Raw genomic sequence first — 16,542 nt, 5'->3', positions numbered from 1 at the left:
ACTCACCCCGATGGTGGTGGCGGGCTTGTTATGTGCGCATAACGTAGCACGGGCATTTGCGCTACGGCATCGTTCGTTTGATGCGGGCGTCATCCAAATGAATGATGCCTGGCATGGGGGCGGGGGGCTTACAAATGCGTCGGTACCGCCCCTCTCAAGCCGGTGCCGAGACCCCCGGAGGCGGCGCAGCTTCTCCGGATCACGACTGGCAGAGGACGAACGCAACACACTACGCCCCACCCCGAAAGCAGGAGTACCCCCACGGCGTCATCTTGAACGGCAGGTGATAGTGCTGCGCTACATCATCCAGCCCGAACCGGTAGGGCACCGTTTCGAGGAACGGCGTGGCAGGCAACGCGATGCCGGCCTGCCGGTAGTACTCGCCCACCTCGAAGGTGGCCTCGTACACGCCGGCCACACAGTGCGCCGCCAGTGCATCCAACTCGCGCAGCGTACCGGTGGAGCCGATGCGCCCCGCCGCCAGCAGCAAACGCTCGCCGCCCACCAGCCGTTCGATGCGCACCGCCAGCCCCTGTGCGACCACGCCGCGCGACACATCCACCACGTGGATCGAGATCCCCGGCATGGCGCTCACCCCCAGAAGCCGACGTGCGAGTGCGCGGCTTCCTCTTCGATCAACGGGCCGTGCACCTCGATGCGGCGCTGCCCGCGTACGAACACCTCGCGGCACGGCAATGAGAACGTGGGGTTCTCGGGGTGGTCGCCCGTGAGCGTCAGCAGGTGGTGCTCCGAAAGCGCATAGACCACGCGACCGATGTTGCACCAGTAGATGGCGCCCGAGCACATGCAGCAGGGCTCGGCGCTGGTGTACAGCGTGCAGCGCTCAAGCTGCTCGGGGGACAGCACCTTGGCTGCCGCCGCAGCGGCCGCCAGTTCCGCATGCTGAGTGGGGTCGCCTTCAGGCGGCATCGAGTTGTTGCCGGCCGTGGCAATCACGTTGCCGTGTTCGTCGGCCACCAGTGCGCCGAACGGGTGGCGGCCGCGCTTGCGCGCATCGTCGGCCAGCGCAATCGCCTGGCGCAACAGCGCCATGTCGCGTTCGGTCAGCGGGGATGGCGAATGGGGTTCACGTGCGTTCACGGTGGAATCCTCGGGTTGAGATATCAATAATTCCGCCCCCACTCTAACGAACCTTCGGCACGCCGTTTGCGCTACGCTTACGGCCTTCCGCCTCGTCTCGCCTTCATCGCCTTCATCGCCTTTGCGTCACCCTATGCCGACCCTGCAACACGTCGATCTGCGCACGGACCCTGCCGCCCGCCCCTTCGTCAAGGACGAGACCGTCCACGTCGACTTTGCCACCGCCCCCGGTGAGTTGATGAGCCTGGAAGGCCCGAACCGCTACGCCCCCGGCGATGCACTCATCACCGGTTCGACGGGCGACCGCTGGGTGGTCTCGCGTGAGCGCTTCGATGCGAAGTACGTCAGCGCGGATGCATCGGTCGCGCACGGTCAGGCGGGCGCCTATCGCAACCGCCCGAGCGTGGTGCTTGCCAAGCAGATGGGCGAAGCATTCTCGATGGCGCGTTCCGAAGCCGGCGACGTGCTGCACGGCCAAGCCGGCGACTGGGTCCTGCAATACGCCCCCGGCGACTATGGCGTCGTGCAGGCGCAGCGCTTCGCCAAGGTCTATCGGCCTTACACCCACGCTTGAAGCGCAAGCGCCATCACTGAGGCGTCTGCTGGCGCTCGATTTCGTGGCGCTTCATCTCGAGGTAGTCCTGCCGCTCCACTTCGTGCAGTTGGCGCGGGTACTGCTCGGTCGCGTTGAACCACGTGATCAGGCGCTGCTGCAGGCGCTTGTCCGGCGGCGCGGCAAGCGATTTCAAGTAGGCGTCGATGGCAAGGTAGTAGCGCATCGTGTTGCGCTCCAGCAAGCCGCGCACACCGCCCACGTATCCCGGCTCCGCGCTCGATGACTCCGCCTCCCTGGTGAAGCCCACCTTGCCGCTGCCCACGGTGGCGAGATACGTGCGCATCGCCAGGCGGCCGGCGGTGCCGTAACCGTAGGCATAGGTGAGATGCAGGAACGTATGGTTACCGCTGCCCGGCGCGGGAACGGCCTCCAGCATGATGTGGTAATCACGCGTGCTGAGCGGCCCCGAAGCCGCGTTGAGCTCTACCCGGAAGTAGTCGGCGCTGCTGGCGGCCGGGTGATAACTGAATTCGAGCGGATAGGTCGTGGACAGCGAGTCTTCCACCTTGCGCCCCAGGTTGACGTTGAGCACGCTGCCGCCCGCCCCCTGCGTTGCGTGGCAGTACTTGATGTTCAGATGCAGGATCAGCACGTCACACCAGTTGGCAGCGCCGTGCGCCGGGTCGTTCAGCGCGCCCTTGACGGTGGCGAACGGGTAATCGAGCACGCTGTAGATATCACTCTTGAGCCGGTCGGGCGTCTCGTTGGATTCCAGCACCAACGGGCGGTGGAATGGGTTGTCGGCCAATTGCTGCGCAACGCTCTGGTATTTATCGCGCAAGGCTTGTGCGTTGTCGGCAGCGCGCAACGCAGGGCTCAGGCAGAGGCCCGCCATCAGGACAATCAGGCCGAACCGGGCAACATATCGGTGGGGAAGCATAGGCATGTGGCGTTCTCATGGAATTGTTCTTCATTCTAGGAGGCGCTATCGCCCACAGGCTCGCAACAAATGGGCCTGCCAATGCATACGCCATGCGGCGTTGCGTCATCACGGCACGGCGGAAGCGGCTCGGTAAAATGGAGGCTTCCCCGCCTCGTGCCCGCACCGCACCTTCGGCACCATGCCCTCACCACTCGTTGCGCTTCGCGAGCGCATTGCCAACCAGGTCCGCGGCCTCACGCGTGCCACCGGCAGCCTCACGCTCGATATCGCCTCGCCGCCCGGCGACCCCGGCCTGTTCGGCCCCGATGCGGTCTGCTGGAAGGTCCACGCGGATTTCCCGGCGATGATGGCCGGCGGCGTCAGCGCGTTGCTGCTGCAAGCGCTGCACCCGCGCGCCCTGGCCGGCGTGTGGGACCACTCCAACTTTCGCGAAGACCTGCAGGGTCGCCTGGGCCGCACCGCGCAGTTCGTGGCGGGCACCACCTACGGAAGCCGGCACGATGCGCTGGCGCTCATCGAACGCGTCAAGACGATCCACAACCGCGTGCAGGGCATCGCCCCCGATGGCCGGCCCTATTCAGCCAACGATCCGGACCTGCTCACCTGGGTGCACGTCGCCGAGATGTCGAGCTTCCTGGCCGGCTATCTGCGCTACGTGGATGGCGGCCTGAGCGGCGCCCAGCAGGATCGTTATTTTGAAGAGACGGCACTCATTGCCGAGTTGCTTGGCGCGCGGGATGTGCCGAAATCGCGCGCAGCCATCCAGGCGTATCTGCATGGCATGCGCGCTGAACTGGTGGCCAGCGATCGCACACGCACGGTGGTGGAGGTGTTGATGACGTGGCAGGCACCGCGCCCCGGGTTGCGGCCAGCGGTGCGCTTGTTTCTGGATGCCGGCATCCAGTTGCTGCCGCCGTGGGCCATCCAGATGCTCGATCTCAAGCGGCCGCCGTTGCAGGCCGCGTTTGCATCGGCTGCCATGCGCACCGTGGCCCCGACGCTGCGCTGGGCGCTATACGAAGGCAGCGTCGCACGCCGCGCTCGACGGCGCGCGCTGGCGCCCGCCCCGAGCTAGCGCTGTCCTGCTTACTCGATGGCTTCTGCGATCGACACCTTGCCGCGCAGCGCCTTTTCTTCCAGCCGCACAATCAGCAGCGGCGAGACCACCGACACCGCAGCAGCAAAGAAGAACAGATGGCGGAACGCGGTCTCGCCTGCACGCTGCAGAGCTTGTGCATCGGCACCGCTGCTGGCGAGCGCCGCATGGAAGAGGTCCATCAGCACGTCGCCGCCCGCGGCCACCTGCGCTTGCGGCGCAGCCTGGCGCAGCAGCGCAATCAGCACCGACGTCAGCACGGCCACGCCCACCGCGCCACCCAGCAGACGCGAGAAGGCCGTGAGCGCCGTCGCCAGGCCCACCGTCTGCGGCGGCACTGCGTTCTGCGTGGCCACCAGGCCCGTCGGAAACTGCACGCCAATCGCCAGGCCCAGCACCACCATCGCCAGCGTGAGCGCCAGGACGTTGTGCGGATCCAGCAGACCCAGCGAAGCCACCGCAAACGGCACTACGCACGCGCCGCTCAGCATGAGCGGCTTGTAGCGGCCGCTGTGTGTCATCCACTTGCCGGCAAGGAAGGCCCCAAGCGGAATCGACAGGGTGAGCGGCACCAGGCGCAGCGCGGCGGCATCGGGGCTGGCACCCGCGACCATCTGGAAGCGCAACGGCATCAGCACCGACGTGGCAATCAACTGGAAGAAGCACAGGAACAACGCCAGACAGCAGATCGTGACCGTGCGCACACGGAACATCGACAGGGGAATGATCGGCTCAGCCGCGCGGTTCTCCTGCCACACGAAGGCGCCCAGCACCACCACAGCCCCGACCAGCAAACCAAGGTTGTCGGGCTGCATGAGCGGCACCCCCTGGCCCACACGGGTAATCATGACCAGCAGCGCTGTCAGCCCCAGCGCAAAGAGCACCACCCCCGGCACGTCGATCGGGCGACGCTGATGCGCCACCGGCAAATGCCGTAGCGCGCGCCGCACCACCACCAACGCGACAATGCCCAGCGGCAGGTTGATCCAGAAGATCCAGCGCCACGACAGGTAGTGCGTCAGGTAACCGCCGATCACCGGGCCGGCCAGGCTGGCCATGGCCCACATGCCGCTCACATAACCCTGGTAGCGGCCGCGCTCGCGCAGCGGCACCACGTCAGCAATCGTGGCCTGCGCCACCGAGATCAGCCCGCCCCCGCCCAGCCCCTGCAGCACACGTGCAAACAGCAGCATCGGCATGCTGGTCGCCAGCGCACAGACCACCGACGCCAGCACAAACAGTGTGATCGCCGTCGTCAGCATGGCGCGCCGGCCGTACAGGTCGCTCAGTTTTCCGTAGATGGGCGTGACGACGGTGGAGGCCACCAGATAGGCCGACACCAGCCAGGCCATCAACGCAAAGCCGTTGAACTCCCCCGCGATGACGGGTAGCGCCACCGCCACGATCGTTTGCTCCAGCGCGCCCAGCAGAATGGCGAGCATCAGCCCGCCCATGACCACCATCACCGGGATGTCGGCCACCGGCGGCTTACCCAATGGGTCTGTCAATGCTGCGACGGGCGAGTCTGACTGTGGCGATTCAATGCTGGGGCGGGAGGACATGGGAATGTGCGCAAGTGCCGTAAAAAACCACTCACACCAATGGCTGAAGCGAAGCTCTCGATGATACTGCCGATTGACATTCGTTGCAGAGTCAACGATCTGGCGGCTGCAGGATGTCTTCGTAACAGCCTTTCGCTGTCTTCAGCGTCATGGCTGGCAGTTCGGCGGCCAGAAATTCAATGAAGGCGCGTACCGCCGGCACCAGCCCCCGCCGGGACGGAAACACCGCGTGGAACTGGTGCGTCGGCAGCTTGTGGTCGATCAACAAGGGGACGAGCCGGCCATCACGCAGCCCCTCCTCGCACAGGTTGACTGGCAGTTGCCCCACCCCCACGCCGGCAATGGCGCTCAACACCAGCAGATAAAGGTCATCGGTGGCCAACACCGGCTGGCACTCGATGTCGACCGCGGCCCCATCCGGCCCGGTCAGGCGCCAGCGCGTGCGCTCGCCCGCGGAGGAACCGAGCCAGAGCGCCGCCACGCCCTGCAACGATGCCGGCGTATCGAACGGCCCGTGCGCGGCCACGAATTCCGGGCTCGCCACCATGACCTGATTGCTCACGCCGAAGGTGCGCACCACGAGGTTGGAATCATCCAGCGTCGAACGCACGCGCAGCGCCACGTCGTAACCCTCACCGATGACGTCGACGCGGCGGTTGGTGACATCCAGCTCCAGGCGCACGTCGGGGTGCTCGCGCAGGAAGCGCGGCACCACCGGCCCCAGGAACACGTGCGCCACGCCCACCGGGCAGCTCACGCGCAGGCGGCCGGCGGGCTTCTCGCCGGCATGCTCGGCCACCTCGAAGGCGGCGCGGGCGGCCCGCGTCATCGATTCGCAATGCGTGTAGAACGCCGAGCCGACGTCCGTCACGTGCACCGCCCGCGTGGATCGCTGCAGCAGCCGTACACCGAGGCGCGCCTCCAGTTCGGCCACCCGACGGCTTACACGCGACTTGGGGATCCCCAGCGCCCGCGCGGCGCCGGAAAAACTGCCGTGCGTCACCACACTGGCAAACAGGACGAGGTCGTTCAGGTCTTGCATGGCCGTTCTCCGAGGGTCGCGAGGATTGTCTCACTCATAGAACGATGTGTGTCGATTCGACCCACTACTGGAACTCGCTGCACCGCACTATCGTTACGTCAACCCACCTTTTCTTGGAGAGACATCATGCAAGTCCTTCACATTGATTCCAGCATCCTCGGTGACGCGTCGGCCTCGCGCCTGCTGACCGCCGCCATCGTCGAGGAACTGCGCCGCGAAAACCCCAGCGCCACCGTCGTCCACCGCGACCTGGCCGTGGAAGCCATTCCCCACCTGGACGGCGCCATTGCCGCCGGCTTCCGCGCCACGGGCACCGATGATTTCGATGACGCCACCCGCGCCGAGCATGCCCGCTCGGATGCACTCGTGGGCGAACTGCTCGCCAGCGATGTCATCGTGGTCGGCGCACCGATGTACAACTTCTCGGTGCCGAGCCAGCTCAAGGCCTGGATCGACCGCGTGGCGCAAGCCGGCCGCACGTTCAAGTACACGGAAAACGGCCCGGTCGGCCTGGCTGGCGGCAAGAAGGTGATCGTTGCCTCCACGCGTGGCGGCATGTATTCGGCCGGCCCGGCAGCCGCCATGGACTTCCAGGAGGCCTACCTGAAGACGGTGTTCGGTTTCTTCGGCATCACCGACGTGCAGTTCGTGCGCGCTGAACGCCTGGCGATGGGCCCGGACGCCCGCACGCAAGCCCTGGAAGCCGCACACGCCGCCATGCGCGACGTCGTCAGCCAAGCCGTGGCTGCCTGAGCGCACAGGAAGCGGCGCGGCAGGATGCGCGCCGCAATCGGCATCGCAAAATGCAAAACGGGCGCCTGCAGCAATGCGGCGCCCGTTTCTGATTGGCGTAACAGCCTGGAGAGATCAGCGCGGCTCGCCGATCCCCAGTTCATTCATCGCGGTATTCGCGCGCCTCATGCATGGCTTCGAGCAGACGGCGCGTACGCAGCTTGCGCCACATGACCGGCGCCACAATCGCGGTGGCAATCAGGCACGGCACGGCCCAGGCAATGGTGGACTCCAGAAAATTCGTCATGATGCGTTCCCCCCGACACATGTTGCCGATGCGCACGGTTGGGCATTGCGCATCGTCTAGTCCCCGCAGGGCATTGTTGTTCCGGCGGTTAGCCGAAACGCCCTGACGTCTCTATGAACGGCTATCGGCGCCGGGCGCTCAAACTTGAAGCCCAACGTTTGCCGTTTGTTCTATTTCCCGCTTATCTCGACGAACTGTCAATAGTGTGGCGATAAGTTTGTGGAACATTGTGGCGCGACACCGACAAGAGCGTGCACGCCCAGCGTCTCCACAGTCTGACCGCAAAGGTAACGGCAAATTACGGCCGCAGTGGCGCACCGGCTGCCAACGCGGCAACAGCCGTGGATGACCGGTCCGGACGCCGCAGTTTTGCTTACAAACGGTAAAGCGCGGTTGCGAGACGTTTCCATACAGTGAGGCCAAGTCCAACGACAACCACGGAGCCTCACCATGAAACGCACCCTCGCCCTGCTCATCCTGGCCGCTGCCGCCGCTTCCGCGCTGAGCGCATGTGTGGTGGTGCCGGCGGGCGGCTACTACGACCGTCCGCACTATCACCCGTATTACCGCGGTTATTGATCAGCGGCGGGGCCGGCATGCCCGCCGCTCAATTCCTGAGCGCCGGTTGGCTCGGTTAAGTCAGTCCGCAAAATCGGGCGTACCGGCGGATTCCGCAGGGTGCTGCGCCAGCCCTTCGGCAAAGGCGCGGCGGATCAGGGCCCCGCACGCTGCGCTGCGCACGTACGCGCGCGGCGCAAGCGTCTCGCGCACGAGCATGCCGTAGTAGCGTTTGTCGGCAGTGATCCACGGATAGAAGCCGAACGCGCCCGGCGAGCTGAAAGCGCCGTCACCGCCAGGGTGGTCTTCAATCCAATAGTTGAGCGCGTAGTGCCACGGCAGCGCGGCCGGCGTGCTGACAGCATTCGCGCACGTGCCGGGCTCAGTGCAGACGGCATGCTGGCCGAGCATCTTGCCGAGCTCGTATTCACCGCGCATCAGGCGGCGCAAGAACTGACCGTAGGTGCTGGGCGTAGCGATCATCCCGCCGCCGGGCTCGGGGGCCAGGTAACGGATGCCGAGCGGCTTGTCGGCGTCGCGCAGGCCGGGCGTGTTGGCAAGCTGGCGATCGAGCTCGTTGCTGAGCGTGTCGGCATCGGCGCCGCCAAAACCAAGATTGATCAGCAGCTTCTGGTCGTGGCCGCCGTTGTAACTGAATCGCCCGACATGGCCCGGAGTGAAGGTGCTGTTGCGGCCACGCTCGAAGCAGCTCTGCACGGTGTCGTTGCGATTGCACAGCAGCGGGTTGAGTCCGTCGTAGCCGGAGCGCATGGTCAGCGCATCAATCTCGGCGGGTGTGGGCTTGCCGTGCGTGCGTTCCGCCACATAGGCGCCAAAGACCCATTTGGAAGCCGACGCCAGCCGCACCGTTTTGTTGGCACTGATGCGCTGGCCATGCTGACCACGCATCAGCACGCCCTTGGCATCGCCGATTTCCCAGTAATAGTCGCCCAGGCGCTGGCAACTGCCAGCATGGGCCAACGTCGACTCCACGGCCGCGCGACGCACCGCCAGACTCGGCGCCTCGGCGTGCGCCATTGCCATTCCCGCCCCACATACCCCGAATACGGCCGCCAGCCGTATTCCGAACCCCGCGAACGCCCACGCTTTTGGGGCGCGCCTTGCCTGCGTCATGTTGATGTCCCGCTCATTGTTGCCCTACCGTGCTGCCGGTCGCACTGTACCTCAGGACGCGCGCCAGTTCGGCGTTTTGCCCTCTGAGCGCCGCTGCAGACCGCGCCCCGCAAGAAACCCGTGACTGTAGCTGCGCAACCTTGCAGGACCTTTTGCAGCCTCTAAAGCACCCGTTTGAAACGTAAGCGTTTGCGTATCGGTGAATTGGCTCAATGTGATTGGAAAACCAGTTCATATTTCCCCCCCAATATGTCCTAGACCTCCCGTTTATGAACCAAATGGACGAGAAGAATCATGCCAAGGCGCACTAGCGCTCCGCGTGGAGTGTCCTAGAATGCAACCGAAGAACAGCAGAATTAAATAATATTAAATACGCAGCAGTGGGCTTTCGGGAGCAAGCCATGGGAATCACCAAACGGGGAACTGCGGGCTTGACGGCTCGCTTGGGGTGGGAACGTCACACTGCCGATTGGCAGTTCATTCCGACGCGGCGGCGCCTGTTTCAAACACGTCTTCCGGCGACGCGCGTTCCAACCGTTGTGTTCTGGCTGCTGGCCATCTCGATTGCCGTAGGCGTCGGGGTGTTGAACCGCTTGTGGTAACGAAAACGATATCGAACATGATTTGTACGGGGAAGGTCGCAGCGCGAGAGTGAACCCGCAGTCAACTACCGAATTGACAGACCGTATAACGGCACCGAGGGATAGTCCGACCCGCTTCACTGGGTCAACCGCATCCGGATGGATTTCACATCCGGAGCATCGTCATCCCTCCATTCGGAACCTGCGCTCCCGCATGTGATCGCAGCGCCGCGAAAGCGGCATGTGGGGCACGCCGTAAACGCGGCGCGCCCGATCAATGGGGGAGCATCATGAACATCTCGTTCACCGGCAAGACTTTCAGGTCCGTAGGCGACCTGTTCTTCCAAGCCATCGTCGACGGCAAGGTTGTGAGTTGTTTCGTCACGTCCGAAGCCCTGTCGCTCTGCGACTGCGCGCATCAGAAAGCCACGGCCGAAGAGGTCTATCGCAACTACCGCGATTGGATCGAGCTGGCTGCGTCGGACCTGATCCGCGCAGGCACGCTCGCCCCGGTGATCGTGCGCGGCCGTGACCTGGCCGCTTCCCGTGCCTCGCTGCCGCATGGCGGTGTGCCGGCCTACGATCTGGACCGCGCGCGCCAGTTGCGCCTGGTCCCGCGTTCATCGCGCTGATATCGCATCGGCGCGGGCGCAGCGGAACGTGCGGTCGGGGGCCGCGCGTTCCGTTCGGTGCCCAAGCGCGGCACGAGGTCAATCGGCCGGGAAATCCTCTTCCCAGTATTCCTGCACGTTGCGAACGCCCGCGGCGCTTTCGCTGCGCGCCGCTTCACGCATGCGCAATTCGACACGCCGGATCTTGCCCGAGATGGTCTTGGGCAGATCGGCAAACTCGATGCGGCGCACGCGCTTGTACGACGCCAGCCGGTTGCGGCAGAACGCCAGGATGTCGCGCGCCAGTTCGGGGCCGGCTTCGTGCCCCGCGCGCAGTACCAGGAAGGCCTTCGGCACGGCCAGGCGCACGGGGTCGGGGCTCGGCACGACTGCGGCTTCGGCAATGGCGGGGTGTTCGATCAGCACGCTCTCCAGCTCGAACGGGCTGACGCGATAGTCCGACGCCTTGAACACGTCATCGGCGCGGCCGACGTAGGTCAGGTAGCCGCTCGCGTCGCGCGCGGCAATGTCGGAGGTGTGGTACACGCCGCCGCGCATCGCTTCGGCGGTTTTGCTGGCGTTGCCAGCGTAGCCTTCCATCAGCCCCGTGGGGCGTGAATTCAATTCGATGCAGATCTCGCCTTCCTCGGCTTCGTTGCCATCCGGGTCGCGCAGCGTGATGCGGTAGCCCGGCAGCGGCCGGCCCATCGAACCCGGCTTGACCGGCTGCCCCGGGCTGTTGCCGATCTGGCAGGTGGTTTCAGTCTGGCCATAGCCGTCGCGGATGGTGATGCCCCAGGCGATGCGGACGCGTTCGATCACTTCCGGGTTGAGCGGCTCGCCGGCGCCCACCAGTTCGCGCAGGGCGGGCTTCCAGGCGGCCAGGTCTTCCTGAATGAGCATGCGCCACACCGTAGGCGGCGCGCAGAGCGTGGTCACCTTGGCCCGGCAAAGTACGTCGAGCGCGGCCTTGGGTTCGAAGCGCGCGTAGTTGTAGATGAAGATGGTGGCGCCGGCATTCCAGGGCGCAAAGAAGCAGCTCCACGCGTGCTTGGCCCAGCCGGGCGAACTGATGTTCCAGTGCACATCGCCGGGCGCCAGGCCGATCCAGTACAGCGTGGACAGATGCCCGGCGGGGTAGCTCGCATGCGTGTGCATCACGAGCTTGGGCTTGGACGTGGTGCCGGAGGTGAAATACAGCAGCAGCGGATCGCTGGCCTGCGTGGGCCCATCGGGTGTGAATTCGGGGGATGCCGCATACGCATCTTCAAAGCGGTGCCAGCCGGCGGGCGCCTTGTCCGCGCCAATCACGATGCGTGTGAATGTGCCTGAGACGGCATCGAGCTTGGCGCAATCCGCCGCGCCCACCACCACGTGGCGCACCTCGCCCATGGCAATGCGCTCGCGCAGGTCTTCGGCCGTAAGCAGCGTGGTGGCAGGAATGATGACCGCGCCGATCTTGATGCTGGCGAGCATCACATCCCAGAGCCCCGGCACGTTGCCGAGCATGAGCAGGATACGGTCCCCGCGCTGCACGCCGAGCGCGCGCATGTGGTTGGCCACGCGCGCCGAGCGTTCGGCCATCTGCGCGAAGGACAGGCGCGTCTCGTTGCCCTGGTCGTCGAGCACCCACAGCGCGATGGCGTCGTTGCCGCGCGCCATGGTGTCGAAATAATCGAGCGCCCAGTTGAAGCGATCCAGCTCGGGCCACGCAAAATCGCGCACGGCGGTGTCGTAGTCTTCACGATGCGCGAGCAGAAAGTCGCGGCACCGCAGGAAGGCGTCCAGCGATGTCATGCCTGTCTCCTGGGGTTGGACTGCACGCGCCTCGTCCTGGCGCGACGGAAACGCACCTGCAACCGACTCACCCACTTATAGAAGGAAAACTGCCGCCGGAACAGCCCGGAATCACCCCGGGCATGCGCTCATTGCGAGCGCGGCGGAAAGCGCAGCGACCGGCCGCCGCCCAGGCTCAGCCATGCCCAGGCCGTTGCGGCAACCACAACGCCCAGCACGACAATCCACTGCGCGCACACCAGCATCAGCTCGATCGTGCCTGCCATATCGGGCAGGATTTGCGGCCACGCCGGCGCGAGCCAGCCGTCGGCATCGAACCATCCGCCGCGTCCGGCGCCGGTGGCCAGCTCCACCGCCAGCAGCGCGGCATTGACAGCCGCGAAGGCCATGCCGCTGTGCGTGAGCAGCCGGCTGAACGCCGGCAGTTCGTACAACGGCTTGAGATATTGGATATGCCGCGTGAGCGACCACGCGCACACGATGAGCAGCGCCACACTGATGGCCGCCATGGCCGCGGGCGTGCGAAGGCACACACCCAGCGCGATCCACGCCAGCGCGTTGATCTCGTGGCGACGATAGATGCGCAGTGCACGCGCGGCGTGCAGCAAGCCGATCGGAGGAACATCGGGGGGAACACCGGCGGAAGCCATCGTGCGCTCCATCAGAACGACTGCGGTCGGAATGCGGCCAGACGATGCTGCTTTGCTGCGCCGCCACAACGACCAGGTGAGGCATGCGGTGGAGCGCAACTGCTTGCAGTGTACCGATGCGATATCCCCCAAGCGAGTTCAAACAGCCTCTCTCCGCCGAATGACGGACGCGCGCAGCGCTCAGGCCTCGCGCAAATGCTCGATCAGTTGGCGCGCGAAGACCGGCAGGTCGTCAAAGCGGCGCACACAGATGCGCAGCAGGCGCGTCGCCCAGGCATCGGTCAGCCGCACACGGCGAATGGCCATGGAGCGCTGCAGGCGGATCGCCGCATGCTCGGGGATCACCCCCACGCCCACGTTGCGCTCCACCATGCGGCACACCGCATCAAAGCTGCGCAGCCGCACGCGGTACTTGAGCCGATAACCGGCGCGCGCGGCATGCCCGGCCAGGTAGGCCTGCAAGGCGTTGTCACCCGTCAGGCCGACGAAGTCTTCCTGCAGCGTGTCGACAAAAGCCAGCTCGCGGCGCTCGGCCAACGGGTGGTCGCGCGCGGTCACCAGCACCAAGCGGTCGTGGCGGAACGGGAAGGTCTCCAGCCCCGACAGATCCACCGCGTCGTTGACGATGCCGATGTCCGCCCGCCCCTGCACAATCGCTTCGACAATCTCGTGGCTGACCAGCTCTTCCAGATCGATGTCGACTTCGGGATGCGCGGCCAGGAAGGCGCTGAGCGTTTCGGGCAGGAACTCCGTCATGGCGGCGGTGTTGGACAGCAACCGCACGTAGCCCTTGAGGCCGCGCGCGTATTCGCCCAGCTCACCGCGCATGCGGTCCATCTGCTGCAGCACCACGCGTGCGTGGTGGACAAGCGTGCGGCCGGCGGCGGTGGTTTCCACGCCCCGGCGATTGCGCGTGAGCAGCGGCACGCCCAGCGTGTCTTCCATGCCGCGGATGCGCGCGCTGGCCGACGCCAGCGTCAAGTGCGAGCGCTCCGCCCCGGCAGTGATGCTGCCGGCCTCGGCGGTGTACAGGAAGAGTCGCAGATCAGTCAGGTCAAAGCGCACGAAGACTCTCAAATAAGGCATCAGCCTCAGTGTCATCCTGAGGCTTGGTCAATGTATCGCAGATTGCGGTGTTGCGGCCAGTGGCAGAAACTGAGGCACCTCCCAACGCAACATCCCACTCTCGCCCCCAATGGAATCCGCCACGCTGCTGCTTTTTGGCGCGGGCCTGCTCGCCGGCATGATGAATGCGCTGGCCGGCGGCGGCTCGTTCGTCACCCTGCCCGCGCTCATGTTTGCGGGTGTGCCGTCGGTGTTTGCCAATGCGTCGAGCACGGTGGCGCTGCTGCCGGGCGCGGCGACGTCCGCATGGGCGTATCGATCCGACTACCGCGGCTTCGAGCAGGTCTCGATGCGCGCCATGGTAGGGATCAGCCTGGCGGGTGGATTGCTCGGCGCGCTGCTGCTGATGAACACGTCATCGCGCGCGTTCGATTTCATCGTGCCGTGGCTGCTGCTGATCGGCTCCCTGGCGTTCACGTTCGGCAGGCAGGCCGGGGCGTGGCTGCGCCAGCGCGTGCACATCGGCCGGACGACGCTGCTGGTCGCGCAAGGCGGGCTGGCCATCTATGGCGGCTACTTTGGCGGCGCGGTCGGGATCATGATGATGGCGGTGTGGGCACTGTTCGGCCACGACGACATCAAAGCCCTGAATGCCTCGCGCACGCTGCTGGTGGGGGCTACCAACCTCGTCGCCGTGCTGTGCTTTGCGCTGGCCAGGATGGTGTGGTGGCCGCAGACGCTGGTGATGCTGGTGGCCGCCGCACTGGGCGGTTATCTGGGCGCGCACACGGCCAAGCGCCTGCCGGTGCCGGTAGTGCGGGCGCTGGTTTCCACCTTCGGGTTTTCGATGACGGCGCTGCTGTTCTGGCGCGCCTGGGCTCACGCTTGAGTATGAGGACAATCGCCATGCCGAACATGCAGCCTCATCCGACACACCACACACGCCCCCCGCGCGCGCATCGCGATGCGATGCCGACGCCCATGTCGTACCACGCCAGCCGCGGCAAGTGGCACGCGTACCCCGCCGGCAGCACATCGCGCGAGCCGGAGATGGTCTGCGCGCAAACGGTCTTCTACGTCGCGCGCGGCGTGGCGGTCTTGCTGGCTGCGGTGGCGGTTGGCATGGGCGCCATGTCGGACGACACCGCAAACGCCCCGAACCCGCCTCCCGCGTCTTCGCAGGCAACAGCCCGCTGAAGGGCCTGCCTAGCCGTTGGAGGCGGCTCCGTATCCCGCCACGCCAGTGGGCTTGGGTTCCGCTTCGATGATCGCCTCGGGCACATCGGCGATGGGGATGGCGTCGAAGCGCATGTCCTCATAGCGCACCCAGCGCGACTTGCACACCAGCCGGTAACCCGCCCACGTGGCCAGAAACAGCGGGATGCCCAGATAGGTGGCGATGGCACCGATCCAGTCGATCCGATCCGCCAGGAAGGCCTCGTAGTTCTGGCCGAGCGTAATCAGCAGGCACAGCACGAATGCGAACACAGGGCCGAACGGGAACATGCCTGCCTTGTAGGGCAGATCGTTCACATCATGCCCATGCATGACATAGCCCTTGCGAAAGCGGTAATGACTGACGGCAATGCTCAGCCAGACGATGAACTCCGTCATACCGGCCAGATTGAGCAACCAGATATAAACGGCTTGCGGGCTGTAGATTGAACTCAACAGGCACAGGCTCGCCAGCGCGGTCGTGCCCAGCAGAGCGATGAGCGGCACGCCAGCGCGAGTCAGCCGTGCAAAGACGCGCGGCGCCTGGCCTTCGGTGGCCATGTTGAACAGCATGCGCGTTGCGGCATACATGCCCGAGTTACCGGCAGAAAGCACGGAAGTGAGGATCACCGCGTTCATGACGGTGGCGGCGGACAGCAGCCCCGCATGCTTGAACACCAGCGTGAACGGGCTGACCGCAATGTCACTGACTTCGCTGCGCAGCAACTGCGGATCGGTGTACGGGATCAGGAAGCCGATCACCACGATCGACAGGACGTAGAACAGCAGGATGCGCCAGAAGACCTGGCGGATCGCGCGCGGGACATTGCGCCGTGGGTCCACCGATTCACCGGCCGCAATGCCGACGAGTTCCGTGCCCTGAAACGAATACGCCACGATCATGGCAACGCCCACCAGTGTGGCGAAGTTGCCGACGAACGGCGCATCGCCCACGGTCCAGTTCGAGAAGCCCGGAGCGTGCCCGGTGTGGATGATGCCGAACAGGATGGCGACGCCTGTCCCCAGGAAGCCAATGACGGCAATCACCTTGATCAACGCGAACCAGTATTCGGCCTCGCCGAAGCCTTTCACGGAAAAGGCATTGAGCCCCACCATCACCAGCAGGAACAGGCCGCTCCAGAGAATGCCGGGCACATTCGGAAACCAGTACGCCATCACCAACTGAGAAGCCACCAGATCGACGGCAACCACCACCGCCCAGCTGAACCAGAAATTCCACCCCAGCGCGAAACCGAAACCCTTATCGACATAGCGTGACGCGTAGGTCGAGAACGACCCGGCCACCGGCATGAACGCGGCGAGCTCGCCCAGGCTGGTCATCAGGTAGTACACCATGATGCCGATGGTCAGGTAGGTCAGTACCGCGCCGCCTGGACCCGCCTGGGCGATGGCCGAGCCGGAGGCGACGAACAGCCCCGTGCCGATGGCACCGCCAATGGCGATCATGGTCAGGTGCCGCGCTTCGAGCCTGCGTTGCAGGTGTGGGGATGCATCGGGCGCAGGATGCGCCGGCGTGGACGGCTGTTGGGGCATGGCCGTGGGTCTCCGTTTATTGGTATGTGTTGTGCAAA

The 16,542-nt window shown here is 65.4% G+C and carries 18 protein-coding genes; 7 read left to right on the top strand and 11 right to left on the bottom strand.

The window, feature by feature from the left end; translation table 11 throughout:
- Positions 1-229: 229 nt before the first annotated feature.
- A complete protein-coding gene (locus NG900_RS15140; protein ID WP_252681813.1) occupies positions 230-586 on the bottom strand; it encodes a hydroxyisourate hydrolase in 357 nt (118 codons plus the stop codon).
- 5 nt (positions 587-591) lie between these two features.
- The gene (locus NG900_RS15135) at positions 592-1,053 is read right to left on the bottom strand and encodes a nucleoside deaminase (protein ID WP_252682173.1); all 462 of its coding nucleotides are present in this window, start codon (positions 1,051-1,053) and stop codon (positions 592-594) included.
- Between the two features lie 181 nt (positions 1,054-1,234).
- On the opposite strand from NG900_RS15135, the gene NG900_RS15130 reads away from it, so the two are divergent.
- Positions 1,235-1,675, top strand: a complete 441-nt coding sequence (locus tag NG900_RS15130) for a PGDYG domain-containing protein (RefSeq protein WP_252681811.1) — start codon at positions 1,235-1,237, stop codon at positions 1,673-1,675.
- A 13-nt stretch (positions 1,676-1,688) separates the two neighbouring features.
- Here NG900_RS15130 and NG900_RS15125 read toward each other — a convergent pair whose 3' ends face one another.
- Entirely contained in the window at positions 1,689-2,603 is a 915-nt protein-coding gene (locus NG900_RS15125) for a hypothetical protein (protein WP_252681809.1), read from the bottom strand.
- Between the two features lie 175 nt (positions 2,604-2,778).
- Here NG900_RS15125 and NG900_RS15120 point away from each other — a divergent pair, with 175 nt between their 5' ends.
- Positions 2,779-3,675, top strand: a complete 897-nt coding sequence (locus NG900_RS15120) for an oxygenase MpaB family protein (RefSeq protein ID WP_252681806.1) — start codon at positions 2,779-2,781, stop codon at positions 3,673-3,675.
- Positions 3,676-3,686: 11 nt separating this feature from the next.
- Here the strand turns inward: NG900_RS15120 and NG900_RS15115 are convergent, their stop codons facing one another.
- Together NG900_RS15115 and NG900_RS15110 are read right to left on the bottom strand one after the other, a co-directional pair.
- Positions 3,687-5,258 (bottom strand): MDR family MFS transporter, encoded by a 1,572-nt coding sequence (locus tag NG900_RS15115; protein ID WP_252681803.1) that lies wholly within the window; start codon positions 5,256-5,258, stop codon positions 3,687-3,689.
- A 91-nt stretch (positions 5,259-5,349) separates the two neighbouring features.
- On the bottom strand, positions 5,350-6,300 hold the full coding sequence (locus NG900_RS15110) for a LysR family transcriptional regulator (RefSeq protein WP_252681800.1): 951 nt from the start codon (positions 6,298-6,300) through the stop codon (positions 5,350-5,352).
- A gap of 126 nt (positions 6,301-6,426) precedes the next feature.
- Between NG900_RS15110 and NG900_RS15105 the strand changes: the two genes are divergently transcribed.
- On the top strand, positions 6,427-7,053 hold the full coding sequence (locus NG900_RS15105) for an FMN-dependent NADH-azoreductase (protein WP_252681797.1): 627 nt from the start codon (positions 6,427-6,429) through the stop codon (positions 7,051-7,053).
- Positions 7,054-7,192: 139 nt separating this feature from the next.
- Here NG900_RS15105 and NG900_RS15100 read toward each other — a convergent pair whose 3' ends face one another.
- Entirely contained in the window at positions 7,193-7,339 is a 147-nt protein-coding gene (locus NG900_RS15100) for a hypothetical protein (protein WP_252681795.1), read from the bottom strand.
- 450 nt (positions 7,340-7,789) lie between these two features.
- Between NG900_RS15100 and NG900_RS26625 the strand changes: the two genes are divergently transcribed.
- On the top strand, positions 7,790-7,918 hold the full coding sequence (locus NG900_RS26625) for a hypothetical protein (protein ID WP_289813812.1): 129 nt from the start codon (positions 7,790-7,792) through the stop codon (positions 7,916-7,918).
- A 60-nt stretch (positions 7,919-7,978) separates the two neighbouring features.
- On the opposite strand, the gene NG900_RS15095 is transcribed toward NG900_RS26625, so the two are convergent.
- Positions 7,979-9,031, bottom strand: coding sequence for a serine hydrolase family protein (locus NG900_RS15095; protein ID WP_252681792.1), 1,053 nt, complete (start codon positions 9,029-9,031; stop codon positions 7,979-7,981).
- Positions 9,032-9,902: 871 nt separating this feature from the next.
- Here NG900_RS15095 and NG900_RS15090 point away from each other — a divergent pair.
- Positions 9,903-10,244, top strand: a complete 342-nt coding sequence (locus tag NG900_RS15090; RefSeq protein ID WP_252681789.1) for a DUF1488 family protein — start codon at positions 9,903-9,905, stop codon at positions 10,242-10,244.
- Between the two features lie 78 nt (positions 10,245-10,322).
- Here the strand turns inward: NG900_RS15090 and NG900_RS15085 are convergent, their stop codons facing one another.
- The 3 genes from NG900_RS15085 to NG900_RS15075 form a co-directional block, all read right to left on the bottom strand.
- Complete coding sequence (locus NG900_RS15085) at positions 10,323-12,020, bottom strand: AMP-binding protein (RefSeq protein ID WP_252681787.1); 1,698 nt, start codon at positions 12,018-12,020, stop codon at positions 10,323-10,325.
- 128 nt (positions 12,021-12,148) lie between these two features.
- On the bottom strand, positions 12,149-12,670 hold the full coding sequence (locus tag NG900_RS15080) for a hypothetical protein (RefSeq protein WP_252681784.1): 522 nt from the start codon (positions 12,668-12,670) through the stop codon (positions 12,149-12,151).
- A 180-nt stretch (positions 12,671-12,850) separates the two neighbouring features.
- Positions 12,851-13,735 (bottom strand): LysR substrate-binding domain-containing protein, encoded by an 885-nt coding sequence (locus NG900_RS15075; RefSeq protein WP_252682171.1) that lies wholly within the window; start codon positions 13,733-13,735, stop codon positions 12,851-12,853.
- Positions 13,736-13,865: 130 nt separating this feature from the next.
- On the opposite strand from NG900_RS15075, the gene NG900_RS15070 reads away from it, so the two are divergent.
- On the top strand, positions 13,866-14,624 hold the full coding sequence (locus NG900_RS15070; RefSeq protein WP_252681781.1) for a sulfite exporter TauE/SafE family protein: 759 nt from the start codon (positions 13,866-13,868) through the stop codon (positions 14,622-14,624).
- Positions 14,625-14,641: 17 nt separating this feature from the next.
- A complete protein-coding gene (locus NG900_RS15065) occupies positions 14,642-14,932 on the top strand; it encodes a hypothetical protein (protein WP_252681778.1) in 291 nt (96 codons plus the stop codon).
- A 9-nt stretch (positions 14,933-14,941) separates the two neighbouring features.
- Here NG900_RS15065 and NG900_RS15060 read toward each other — a convergent pair whose 3' ends face one another.
- Entirely contained in the window at positions 14,942-16,504 is a 1,563-nt protein-coding gene (locus tag NG900_RS15060) for an amino acid permease (RefSeq protein WP_252681776.1), read from the bottom strand.
- Positions 16,505-16,542 lie beyond the last annotated feature (38 nt).

The sequence above is a fragment of the Ralstonia soli genome (assembly GCF_023955655.1).
GTDB lineage: Bacteria > Pseudomonadota > Gammaproteobacteria > Burkholderiales > Burkholderiaceae > Ralstonia > Ralstonia soli.
The sequence above is the reverse complement of the archived record's forward strand: the minus strand, read 5'-3'. Positions and strand labels throughout refer to the sequence as shown.